The sequence below is a fragment of the Flavobacterium sp. SOK18b genome (assembly GCF_014156605.1).
In the GTDB taxonomy this organism is placed as follows: domain Bacteria; phylum Bacteroidota; class Bacteroidia; order Flavobacteriales; family Flavobacteriaceae; genus Flavobacterium; species Flavobacterium tiangeerense.
In genome coordinates this window covers 1-11675 of sequence record NZ_QKNZ01000054.1, presented here as the reverse complement: position 1 = coordinate 11675, position 11675 = coordinate 1, and the positions used below count along the sequence as shown (strand labels likewise).

The 11675-nt window shown below is 29.4% G+C and carries 13 protein-coding genes; all 13 read left to right on the top strand.

Going from position 1 to position 11675, the window contains the following annotated elements; all coding sequences use genetic code 11:
* Positions 1–1208: hypothetical protein (locus DNC80_RS09360; RefSeq protein WP_220485224.1), on the top strand; the 1208-nt coding region annotated here is incomplete at its 5' end.
* A 50-nt stretch (positions 1209–1258) separates the two neighbouring features.
* Positions 1259–1873, top strand: coding sequence for an imidazole glycerol phosphate synthase subunit HisH (hisH, locus tag DNC80_RS09355; RefSeq protein ID WP_182650978.1), 615 nt, complete (start codon positions 1259–1261; stop codon positions 1871–1873).
* A gap of 1 nt (position 1874) precedes the next feature.
* On the top strand, positions 1875–2621 hold the full coding sequence (locus DNC80_RS09350) for an AglZ/HisF2 family acetamidino modification protein (RefSeq protein WP_182650977.1): 747 nt from the start codon (positions 1875–1877) through the stop codon (positions 2619–2621).
* A 27-nt stretch (positions 2622–2648) separates the two neighbouring features.
* Positions 2649–3794, top strand: a complete 1146-nt coding sequence (locus DNC80_RS09345) for an N-acetyl sugar amidotransferase (RefSeq protein ID WP_182650976.1) — start codon at positions 2649–2651, stop codon at positions 3792–3794.
* A gap of 20 nt (positions 3795–3814) precedes the next feature.
* The gene (locus DNC80_RS09340) at positions 3815–4942 is read left to right on the top strand and encodes a hypothetical protein (RefSeq protein WP_182650975.1); all 1128 of its coding nucleotides are present in this window, start codon (positions 3815–3817) and stop codon (positions 4940–4942) included.
* A 16-nt stretch (positions 4943–4958) separates the two neighbouring features.
* Positions 4959–6176 (top strand): glycosyltransferase, encoded by a 1218-nt coding sequence (locus tag DNC80_RS09335; protein ID WP_182650974.1) that lies wholly within the window; start codon positions 4959–4961, stop codon positions 6174–6176.
* An 8-nt stretch (positions 6177–6184) separates the two neighbouring features.
* Positions 6185–7204, top strand: coding sequence for a Gfo/Idh/MocA family protein (locus DNC80_RS09330; RefSeq protein ID WP_182650973.1), 1020 nt, complete (start codon positions 6185–6187; stop codon positions 7202–7204).
* Complete coding sequence (locus tag DNC80_RS09325) at positions 7201–7665, top strand: acyltransferase (RefSeq protein WP_182650972.1); 465 nt, start codon at positions 7201–7203, stop codon at positions 7663–7665. The genes DNC80_RS09330 and DNC80_RS09325 overlap by 4 nt, the downstream gene beginning before the upstream one ends.
* A 6-nt stretch (positions 7666–7671) precedes the next feature.
* On the top strand, positions 7672–8778 hold the full coding sequence (locus DNC80_RS09320) for a DegT/DnrJ/EryC1/StrS aminotransferase family protein (RefSeq protein ID WP_182650971.1): 1107 nt from the start codon (positions 7672–7674) through the stop codon (positions 8776–8778).
* 4 nt (positions 8779–8782) lie between these two features.
* Positions 8783–9490: a glycosyltransferase family 2 protein gene (locus DNC80_RS09315; RefSeq protein WP_182650970.1), complete on the top strand. Its 708-nt coding sequence runs from the start codon at positions 8783–8785 to the stop codon at positions 9488–9490.
* Positions 9487–10089, top strand: coding sequence for an acetyltransferase (locus tag DNC80_RS16090; protein ID WP_305038447.1), 603 nt, complete (start codon positions 9487–9489; stop codon positions 10087–10089). The genes DNC80_RS09315 and DNC80_RS16090 overlap by 4 nt, the downstream gene beginning before the upstream one ends.
* An 11-nt stretch (positions 10090–10100) precedes the next feature.
* The gene (locus tag DNC80_RS09305; protein WP_182650969.1) at positions 10101–11234 is read left to right on the top strand and encodes an NAD-dependent epimerase/dehydratase family protein; all 1134 of its coding nucleotides are present in this window, start codon (positions 10101–10103) and stop codon (positions 11232–11234) included.
* Positions 11234–11675 (top strand): hypothetical protein (locus DNC80_RS09300; RefSeq protein WP_220485223.1); only part of this gene is annotated, 442 nt, incomplete at its 3' end. The genes DNC80_RS09305 and DNC80_RS09300, both read left to right, overlap by 1 nt.

Genomic DNA, 11675 nt, shown 5'->3' with positions numbered 1-11675 from the left:
TTTCTATGGTTAATTCTCCAATTTTTGCACCAAAAAAGACAACAGTTATCTTTAATACGAATACCTCAAATATATTAGATTCAACTGGGAAATATTATAATAGAATTTGTGATTATTTTTATGAAAAAGACCTGAAAAACACTTTTTTTATTGAAGAGCCTACTGGTTTTAAGCATTTTAAATCAAGAAGACATTCGAATTATTACTCGAAATTATCTTTTAGTATATTTATTGAAATTTATGGTAAAATTTTAAAGATTATAGAAAAATCAAAAACAAAACAATCTGCTCAAATTGTTGATGAAATAATTTTAGAAATTAATGAAATTTTGTCCTCTAAAAATTTAAGTATTGACTCTGATAAATTAAAGTCGGCGTTAATAAGAAGAATAATTCTGATTAAGCCTACATATTGTTTATACATGTTTTTTTTTAAATTAAAAAGGGTTAAGAATATATATATTGAAGATGGTTATTATGGTTTAGATAAATCAATTATTATCAAGGCGGCAAAAGATTTGAAAATTAAAGTATTTGAGCCACAACATGGTTTTGTTAATAAATTGCATCCTGCATATAATTTTGGAACCGAAATTCTTAAAAACGCCAGTCTTAAATCATATTATCCTGATTATTTTTTATGTTATGGTGAATTTTGGAAAAATAACATAAATGTATTTAATGAGACTATTCTATTTGGAAATCCTCATCTAGAAAAGACTATTAAAGAAAAGACAAATTTCAAAGTTAAAAAGCAAATATTGGTTATCGGTTCAGGAGTAACAATTATTGAAACTAATCTTCTACTGAAATCTCTTCTGAAATACAAATTTGAGGGATATGAAATAGTATATAGGCCTCATCCATTAGAATCAGAAAATATTAATTCTAGATATTCGGAAAATATTAAGTTAGGAATTAAAATCGATAAAAAGGATTTGTACGATTCATTAATAGAATCGGAAATTATTGTTGGAGAATTAAGTACGGTTATCTTTGAAGCTTTAGCTTTTCGAAAAACAGTTTATTTATTTAATTCTAGTTATACAAAAACTTATATTGATAAAAACATCAAATTTTTTAAATTATTTTCATTGGACAATATTGAAAGTATATTTGATAAACAAACGTTCGATAACGATTCTATTGAATATTATTGGAAGCAAAACTGGGAACAATCATACAAAAAGATTGAATTAAATAAATAATTTGAATTGTTTCATTTGAAATTTAGTTCGAAAGATAATATAAATAAATTATGATTTCAATTGTAAATTACGGGATGGGGAATCTGGGTTCGATTCAAAATATGCTTAAAAAGCTAAATATTCAATCTCAAATTATTAGTAGCCCAGAGGAATGTCAAGATGTACAAAAATTAATATTACCAGGTGTTGGTCATTTTGAAGAAGGGATGAGAGTGCTTACTGAAAATGGTTGGTTACCAATTTTAAATCAAAAAGTAATTGTAGAGCAAATTCCCGTTTTAGGAATTTGCCTAGGAATGCAGTTGATGGCAAAAAGCAGTGAGGAAGGAAGTTGCAATGGTTTGAATTGGATTGATGCCAATGTTAAGCGTTTCAAGTTTGAAGAGCAAAGCATGAAAGTTCCACATATGGGTTGGAATGAGGTGTTACCAAAATGTAGTTCGCCATTGTTTGAAGATTTTGATAAATTGGAAGATATAAGGTTCTATCATGTTCATTCTTATTATGTAGAGTTAAATAATCCGGAATTTGAGATTGCAAAAACGGTTTATGGGATTCCATTTACAAGTGGATTTCAAAAAAATAATGTATATGGTGTCCAGTTTCATCCTGAGAAGAGCCATAAATTTGGATTGAAAATGTTGTCTAACTTTGCTAAAATATAATATGTTAAAACCTCGCGTAATCCCTATTTTACTCTTGCAAAAAGATGGTCTTGTTAAAACTACTAAGTTTAAGGATGCTAAATACATAGGTGATCCTATTAATGCCATTCGCATTTTTAATGACAAGGAAGTTGATGAATTAATATTTCTAGATATTTTGGTTTCTAGAGGAAAAAAAAATATCGATTATGATTTAATATCGAATATAGCTTCAGAGTGTTTTATGCCACTTTGTTATGGTGGTGGAATAAATGATATTGATTCTATAAGAAGAATATTGAGACTAGGCGTTGAAAAAATTTGTATCAATAGTTATGCTTTTGAGAACCCAAACTTTGTAAAAGAAGCAGTACTTTTATTTGGTAGTTCAACAATAGTGATTTCTATTGATGTTAAAAAGAATTTTTTTGGCAAGTACGAGATATGGACAAATGGAGGCTCAAAGAAGTTGAAAGTTGGTCTTAATGATGCCATTTTGCAAATGGAAAAATTAGGTGCTGGCGAAATATTAATTAACTCTATTGACAGGGATGGCACTATGTTAGGGTATGATTGTACACTGATCGAACAAGTAAGTAAACTTGTCTCTATTCCAGTTGTTGCAGCTGGTGGTGCTGGTAAAGTCTCAGACTTCTCTGAAGCAATTAAAAGCGGTGCTTCTGCTGTTGCAGCAGGTAGTATGTTTGTCTTTCATGGGAAACATAAAGCAGTTTTAATTACGTATCCAAATAGAAAAGAAATTTGGTAATTTGATAAATTTTATAAGAATAAAATCATGACTGACAAATATAGAATATGTACTAAATGTGTGATGGATACAACTGATCCTGATATTACTTTTAACGAGGTTGGGGTTTGTAACCATTGTACACATTATGATAAACAAATGGATCAACTTCCTAAAGGAAAGGAAGCTCAAGAAATTTTGAGTAAATTAATTGAGCAAATAAAAAGAGATGGTCAATCTAATGATTATGATTGCATTATTGGACTGAGTGGAGGCGTTGATAGTACATATGTTGCTTATTTGGTTAAAGAAAAATTTGGATTAAGGCCATTAGCGGTTCATTTAGACAATGGCTGGAATTCTGAATTGTCAGTTATCAACATGGAGAATATTGTAAAGAAATTGGATATCGATTTGTACACTCATGTGATAGATTGGGAAGAGTTCAAAGACATACAATTATCTTTTTTGAAGTCTTCTACTCCAGATTCAGAAGTGCCTTCTGATCACGCTATATTTTCTGTATTAAGGCAGGTAGCCAAAAAATACAAAATAAAGCATGTTATTAATGGAATTAATGTAAAAACAGAGAGCCATCATGCTTTAAGTTGGTCACAAGGACATTCCGATTTCGGATATATTAAAGGTGTTCAAAGAATGTTCGGTACAAAAAAAATAAAGACTTTTCCTCACGGAAATAGATTAACTATTTTTGAAGATGTTTTTTCAAAAAAATGGATTAATATATTGAATTATATTGATTATGATAAAAATGACGCTAAAAGAATAATTACGGAAAAATTAGACTGGAAAGATTACGGAGGCAAGCATTACGAGTCGATTTATACAAAATTTTTTCAGGGATATATTCTACCACAGAAATTTGGTTATGATAAAAGAAAGATGCATTTGTCGAGTCTTATTTGTGCTGGAGTTCTTACTCGTGATGAGGCATTAAAAGAATTAGAACAACCTCCTTACCCAATTCAGGAGCAACTAGACGATAGAGAATATTTGATTAAAAAATTCAAAATCACTCCTGAAGAATTTGAAGAAATAATGAATCGTCCTGCAAAAACTTATTATGATTATCCCTCGTATTACGGAAAAATTCTTAAAAGCAAATTTTTACCAAAAATTAAAAAAGCGTTAAAATTTATATTAGTTAAATCTAAATCAGACGTTAATTCATAATCCTACAGATATAATTAGTGTTGAAATTAAGAAAACCTAGCAATAAATTTTTACTTTACTTTACAGTAGTCTTTCTCTTGACAATGGGGTCTGAATTATTAAGTAATGTGATAATCTTAATTTTATTGTTTACTCAATTTAGAGAATTAAAATTTAGAAAAATTGATTTGTTTCCAGCAATCGTTTTTCCATTAATTCTTTTTCCATTTTATTTGTATTCAGGGAATGAATATTTGTTACGTTTTATAATTTACATCCCTAGATTTTTATTAATACTAGTAGTATTTGAAAAATTTTTATTAAATACATCGTATGAATTTCTTAGAAGAATTTTACAAAGGGTTTTCGTCATACATTGTGTTATTATTCTTCTTTGTGCGGTTTATCCACCATTAAATGTTTTTTTTAATATTATTTTGGCAAAACCTTTTGTTTCTGAATTTAGGATTTCTGGTCTTTTTTCTGGGTATGATTTTATTTCATTTTTTACAGTTTTATATTTATATGGAGAATATAGATGTAATGATTATAAATTTAATGTTTACGGTTATTTCCAGCTTTTTTTAGGTTTTAGTGCAACTTTAGTTACAGGAAGGTTTGGGATTGTTCTGTATTTAGTTTTTTTTTCAATAATTTTTTTTAGGAAGGTTACTTTAGCTAAAATTGCATCTTTATTTATTAGTGGATTTGTTTTGATGATGTTATTCTATGATAGAATACTTTTGTTTTACAATACTTTTTTACTATTACGTGATACTCTTCAGTTGGATGATCCTGGTAATAGTAAACTTTCTTTAGAAGATTATGGATCTGAGAAGCCAGACGGGATGTATCAGTTAAGTCCATTGACATTGTATGAAGAGGCAACAAAGCCATTTCATGATATTTCGAGTTATTTACTACCAAACGTCATTCCTACTGTAGTGGATTCAGGACCGTCATTTGTTATATTGAACATCGGTTTTATTCTTTTTGTATTACTTTATATTTATTATTTTAGATTAATTTATAGATCAATTACTGGGGTTACATTCCTTACTGCTCTAATTTTTATAATGGATATTAAATTTAGAATCATATTGGTTATGATGCCGACGATTTGGATTATATTAAATCTGGAGAGAATAAAAAAACAAGAAAATATATAATTAATTTTTTTAAGTAATGCATATAACATATTTTACAATTGAAGATATAGGTTCTGGCTTATTCAGAAATCAGGTCATCAATAAATTAAACGCAATATTAGCAGTTGATTCTGAGGTAACTTTTGAGATTTTAATTCTTAATAGTCCATTAAAATATAATAAACATCAAAAAATATTAAAAGAGTATCGGTCAACTCTTTCTACTAGGATTAAAATTAAATATTATCCAGTATTGCCTCCTTTACGATATGCTTTAAGTAGTGTTTTGCAGTCAAGTTTAATTTTAAAATGGCTGGAATTATTTTGCAGATTATTTGTTAGAGTTAAAGGAGATATAATTCATTGCCGAAGTTACTGGCCGACTATAATAGCATCTAAAGTTCATAATACTCCTATTTTATTTGATTTAAGAAGCCTTTATCCAGCAGAAAATGTAGCTGCTGGAAAATTAGAGTTTAATTCAAGAGAATATAAATTTTGGCTCAAACAAGAAGCTTATTGTATTAATACAGCTAGTGTAAACAGTGCAGTTTCAGAAGCAATGGTTTATTATATAAATACCATTAAACCTTCATCTGTGACTCATCTTAATCCAATTATTGTGAATACAGATGAAATTTATTTTGATGTAGAGGAAAGGATCAATATTAGAATTAAATTAGGTTGGGAAGAAAATATAATTTTAGTTTATTCTGGTAGTTTGGGAGTTAGTGGTTTGAATAGAGAAGCTTTGTCTAATATTTTGACTTTGTTTTCAAATTTAAGCGATAATTTTAGATTTTTATTTTTATCTAGTGATAGTAAACATTCTATAGAAGAACTCTTAATTACGGCGAAGATCCCACAAGATCATTTTTTTATTACGGAATCTAAACCAAAAGAACTCTATAAATGGTTATCTGCATCTGATATTGGTTTTCATGCACTTCCTTTACAGTTAGATGCTGATACACGTTTAGGGACAAAAGTTGTAGAATATTGGGTAAGCGGTTTACCTGTAATAATTAATAAAAACGTCGGAGCAGCAGCTAACTTAGTCTCAAAGTATGGAATTGGCTTGGTGGTAGATGAGCTTTCAAATTCTTATGAGGGTCTATTTGATGAAATAAAACTGTTATTAACCAAAAACAGAAAGGAAATAAGTGATATTGGTAATTCCATGTTTGATTCAAAAATAATAGCTAGAAAATATGTTGATTCTTATAGAGAATGTCTGAAAAATAATAAAAAATAATAATTAAAATGGGAAAAATTAATTTTGCAATTATCGGATGTGGAAGAATTGCTCAACGTCATGCTGAGCATATTAATAATAATGGAAATTTAGTGGCCGTATGTGATATTGCTAGTGAAAAGGCTGATTTGTTAGCCGAAAAGTATGAAGCAAAAGCCTTTTATTCTATCGAAGAGATGTTAAATTCTGACGATCTTAATATTGATGTTGTTGCTGTTTGTTCTCCAAACGGATTACATGCTATCCACAGTATAATGTCTTTGAAATCGGGTTATCATGTAATTTGTGAAAAACCAATGGCTATAAATGTTAGTGACTGTGGCGACATGATTCAAGAAGCAGAGAAAGCAAACAAAAGGCTTTTTGCCATTAAACAAAATCGATTTAATCCTCCAGTTGCTGCTGTTAAACAAATTATTGATGAGGGTAAGCTTGGTAAGATTTATAGTGTTCAGTTAAGTTGTTTCTGGAATAGAAATGAAGATTATTATAAGGACTCGTGGAAAGGCACCCAAGATATGGATGGAGGTACATTGTTTACTCAATTTAGTCATTTTGTAGATTTATTGTATTGGATGATTGGTGATGTGCGTAATGCTTATGCTCTCACAGGGAATTTTGCACATAAAAATATTATTGATTTTGAAGACACAGGTGTAGTAGCATTAGAGTTTATTAATGGAGCTTTAGGAACTATTAACTATACCGTCAATAGTTATGGAAAAAATATGGAAGGCTCTTTAACTATTTTTGGAGAAAAAGGAACGGTTAAAATTGGAGGACAATATCTTAACGAACTAGAATATCAAAATATTGAAGGATTTAAAATAGAAAATTTACCAGAAGGAAATACAGCTAATAATTATGGAGCTTACCAAGGATCTATGTCTAATCATGATAAGATATATGAAAATCTTGTTGATGTTTTAACTAATGACGGTGTAATAACTACCAATGCTTTTGAAGGATTAAAAACTGTTGAAATTATTGAAAAAATTTATAAATCAGCTCAAAAATTGAATTCATGAATGAACCATTAATTTTTAATTCTCAAATAAAATCTGATGTGGTATTTGGGATTGGTGTTAAAATTGTTAACCCAGTTAATTTATATGGATGTACCATCGGTAATAATACATTTGTTGGGCCATTTGTAGAAATACAAAAAGATGTTAAAATAGGGGATAACTGCAAAATTCAGTCTCATACTTTTATCTGTGAACTTGTTGAACTTGGGGATGATTGTTTTGTAGGGCATGGAGTTGCTTTTATTAATGACTTATTTACAAATGGTGGGCCAGCAATGGGAGATAAAAGTCTTTGGAGAAAAACTAAAGTTGGTAAGAATGTTTCAATCGGTAGTAATGCAACTATTTTGCCAGTAGAAATTTGTGATGATGTTGTAATAGGAGCTGGAGCTGTAGTAACAAAAAATATAATTATGCCAGGAGTTTATATTGGTAATCCGGCTAAACTTTTAAAAAAATAATAACTAATGAAAGTACCATTTGTTGATTTAAAAAGTCAATATATTTCTATAAAGGAAAATATTGATAGCGCCATTGAAAATGTTATAAATGAAACAGCATTTATTGGCGGTAAGTATGTCGAAGAATTTGAAAATAAATTTGCTACCTTGTATGGTGTGAAACATTGTGTAGCAGTCGCAAACGGAACGGATTCGTTATATATTTTAATGAAAATGATTGGTATTGGAAATAATGATGAGGTAATAACTGTCGCAAATAGTTGGATATCTTCATCTGAAACAATTACACAAACAGGAGCAAAACCAGTATTTGTAGATATTGATCCAATATTGTATACCATAGATGAAAATTTATTGGAAGCGGCTATTACTTCTAAAACAAAAGCAATTATTCCAGTTCATTTGCAAGGTCAAATGTGTGACATGGACAAAATAATGAGCATAGCAAATAAATATGGCATTCCAGTAATTGAAGATTGCGCGCAATCTCATTTTTCTGAATATAAAGGTAATAGAGCAGGTACAATTGGTGTAGCTGGGTCGTTTTCGTTTTATCCAGGTAAAAATTTAGGAGCATATGGAGACGCAGGTTGCATAATAACAAATGATGATGAGCTTGCTTTGAAATGTAGGATGTTTGCAAGACATGGAGCATTAAAAAAGCACAATCATATTATTGAAGGTATTAATAGTAGAATGGATGGTATACAAGCTGCAATATTAACTGCAAAACTTCCTCATATATTATCATGGACAGACAAGAGAATAACTAATGCGGACTTATACAATAAATATTTGGGGAAAATACAAGATATTATTTTACCAGTAGTAAGAACTGAATCCAAGCATTCATTTCATTTGTATGTAATTAGAACAAAAGTAAGAGAAGAATTGGTAGCTTTCTTAAAATCAAAAAATATTGAAACAGCAGTTCATTACCCTGTTGCTTTGCATAATATGGAAGCCTATAGATATTTAAAATATTGTCCAGATGATTTTCCTATCGCAAATTCTTATCAAAATCAAATTCTTTCATTGCCAATGTATCCAGAGTTAAGTGAAGCTCAAATTGTATATATATCAAAAGCGATTGAAGAGTTTTTTCAAAAATAAATATATGATATCAGTTTGCATCGCAACTTATAATGGAGAAAAATTTATTAAAGAACAAATTGAATCAATTTTACCCCAACTTGATTTTGATGACGAAATTATAATTTCAGATGATAGATCAGTGGATAATACAATTAAAATTATAAATGAATTTAATGAGAAGAGAATAAAGGTTATTTTCAATAAGTTAGAAAGAGGTTATACCAATAACTTTGAAAATGCAATTAATAATGCAAATGGAGATTTTATTTTTCTTTCCGATCAGGATGATGTTTGGATGGATAATAGGGTTTCAGAAACAATGAATTTGTTAATAGATTATGATTTAGTAGCGTGCGATGCGAAATTTGTTGACGAAGATCTAAAGAATTTAAAATACACTTTTTTTTCTATACGAGGGGGGGCTAAAGGTTTTTTAAAGAATTTGTATAGATCGCAATATTTAGGTGCGTGTTTGGCTTTTAAAAAAGAAATTTTAATTAAGTTGTTGCCTTTTCCTCAACAATCAGCGTTGTGTCCTCATGACCTTTGGATTTCTTTAATAGCTGAATTTTATTTTAAAACTGCCATAATAAATAAAGCTTTAATAAAATATAGACGCCACGGTAATAATGTGTCTACAGGAGGGATAGTAAGTTCTAATTCTTTTTCAAGACAGATTAAATTTAGGATTTATTGTTTAGTTCAGGTAATTTTAAGAATAAGAACATGAATATTAAAGAATTATTAGGTAGATACACATTTGTTCAGATCTCCAGGATGTTAATTAATGTTATAAGAACTAAATTTATTTTTAGAAAGGCAAGAATTATAAGGTTTCCAATTGATATCCGTGGTGGGAAATTTATTAGTGTTGAAAAAAATTTTACCGCAGGTCATTATTGTAGGCTTGAGGCATATCCTGAAAATAAAAATAAAGTTCTTTTTTTTGGGAAGAATGTGCAAATAAATGATTCTGTACATATTACAGCAATTGAAAGTGTTGTTATAGGGAACAACGTGCTAATGGCAAGTAAAATTTATATTTCTGATTGTTCACACGGCAGTTATTCGGGAAACACAAATGATAGTAATCCAGATTCAATACCAGCAGAAAGAGCATTATTTTCTAAGCCAGTTGTTATCAAAGACAATGTATGGCTGGGTGAATTTGTTTCTGTTTTGCCAGGAGTTACAATAGGTAAAGGAACTATTGTCGGAGCAAATTCAGTAGTTTCTAAAAGTTTACCCGATTATGTAATTGCAGTTGGAGTTCCAGCAAAACCTATCAAAAAGTATAATTTTGAATCCCAAAAATGGGAAAAAATATAAATATCGTGAATATGAAAAATATATTAATAACAGGAGGAGCAGGGTTTATAGGAAGTAATCTTGCCGTTAAATTAATAAGCAAAGGACATAAAATAACGGTTTTAGATAATCTTTCGCCTCAAATTCATGGTGATAATCCTGAACATAGTTCACCATTATATAAGAGTATTAAAAATAAAGTAACCTTTATTAATGGAACTGTAACCTCAAAACAAGACTGGATTGCAGCAATTAAAGGGCAAGATGTAATAGTACACTATGCTGCCGAGACAGGTACTGGACAATCTATGTATGAAATACAAAAATATGTAGATGTTAATGTCAATGGTACAGCAATTATGCTTGATTTATTAGCTAATACAGCACATCAAGTAAAAAAAGTAGTAGTTGCGTCTTCCCGTTCTATATACGGAGAAGGGAAATATATCAATGAAAGAGGCGAAAGTGTTTACCCTAAGCACCGTACGTCTGATTATATGGATGCAGGAGATTTTGAAGTCAAATTTGAAGGTTCAGAACATTTAAAATTAGTAGGTACTGACGAAGATTCTAAAATTCATCCATCATCAGTATATGGTATTACTAAACAGAATCAGGAACAAATGATAATGACTGTTTGTCCTACAATAGGTATTGCTCCTGTTGCTTTTAGGTATCAAAATGTTTACGGTCCGGGACAATCCTTAAAAAATCCTTATACTGGTATATTATCAATCTTTTCTACTCAAATAAAAAATGAAAACGGCATTAATATTTTTGAAGATGGAAAAGAAACGCGTGACTTTGTTTATATAGAGGATGTAGTTGATGCCACTATTTTAGGAATCGAAAAAGAAGAAGCTAACAATGAAATTTTTAATGTAGGAACAGGTGTTGCTACTGATGTAATTAGTGTTGCTACTAATTTAATAAAAAACTATGGGGTTGATGTTCCTGTAACAGTAAGTGGAAATTATCGTTTAGGTGATATTCGACATAATTATGCTGATTTAACTAAAATTAAATCTAAGTTAGGATTTGAAACTAAATACTCTTTTGAGGAAGGATTAAAAGAGTTTACAAACTGGGTAAATACACAAGAGGTCGAAAAGGATAACTATCAAAAGTCGATTGATGAAATGAAAGCAAAAGGATTGTATAAATAATGAATTTAAAAGATAAAATTTCAGGTAAACAAATATTGTTTTTCTCTGTTCAAACTTTTAATCTTGAAAAAGAGATTAAGCAAAAAATGGAGGAAAATGGTGCGATTGTAACTTATTATGATGAGAGGCCTTCTAATAATAATTTTACCAAAGGAATTATTAGATTAAAAAGAAGTCTTTATCAAAAAAAAATTGATGAATATTATGAAAATATTTTAAAGTCGACAGAGAAAGTAACTTTTGATTTATTATTTGTAAACAGAGGGGAGGTAATTACGGAAATATTTCTCGAAAAATTTAAGCATCAGCAACCCAATTGTGAACTAATATTTTTTACTTGGGATTCCTTTACAAATCATGCGCATCCTACTACTATTCTTAAATATTTTCATAAAAGATTTAGTTTTGATTTTGAGGATGCTAAAAAATATAATATTGGAT

Excerpts from the sequence above, each read along its gene's own strand:
- hisH (WP_182650978.1), top strand. The coding sequence starts at position 1,259 with ATGATTTCAATTGTAAATTACGGGATGGGGAATCTGGGTTCGATTCAA.
- DNC80_RS09350 (WP_182650977.1), top strand. The coding sequence starts at position 1,875 with ATGTTAAAACCTCGCGTAATCCCTATTTTACTCTTGCAAAAAGATGGT.
- DNC80_RS09345 (WP_182650976.1), top strand. The coding sequence starts at position 2,649 with ATGACTGACAAATATAGAATATGTACTAAATGTGTGATGGATACAACT.
- DNC80_RS09335 (WP_182650974.1), top strand. The coding sequence starts at position 4,959 with ATGCATATAACATATTTTACAATTGAAGATATAGGTTCTGGCTTATTC.
- DNC80_RS09330 (WP_182650973.1), top strand. The coding sequence starts at position 6,185 with ATGGGAAAAATTAATTTTGCAATTATCGGATGTGGAAGAATTGCTCAA.
- DNC80_RS09325 (WP_182650972.1), top strand. The coding sequence starts at position 7,201 with ATGAATGAACCATTAATTTTTAATTCTCAAATAAAATCTGATGTGGTA.
- DNC80_RS09320 (WP_182650971.1), top strand. The coding sequence starts at position 7,672 with ATGAAAGTACCATTTGTTGATTTAAAAAGTCAATATATTTCTATAAAG.
- DNC80_RS09315 (WP_182650970.1), top strand. The coding sequence starts at position 8,783 with ATGATATCAGTTTGCATCGCAACTTATAATGGAGAAAAATTTATTAAA.
- DNC80_RS16090 (WP_305038447.1), top strand. The coding sequence starts at position 9,487 with ATGAATATTAAAGAATTATTAGGTAGATACACATTTGTTCAGATCTCC.
- DNC80_RS09305 (WP_182650969.1), top strand. The coding sequence starts at position 10,101 with ATGAAAAATATATTAATAACAGGAGGAGCAGGGTTTATAGGAAGTAAT.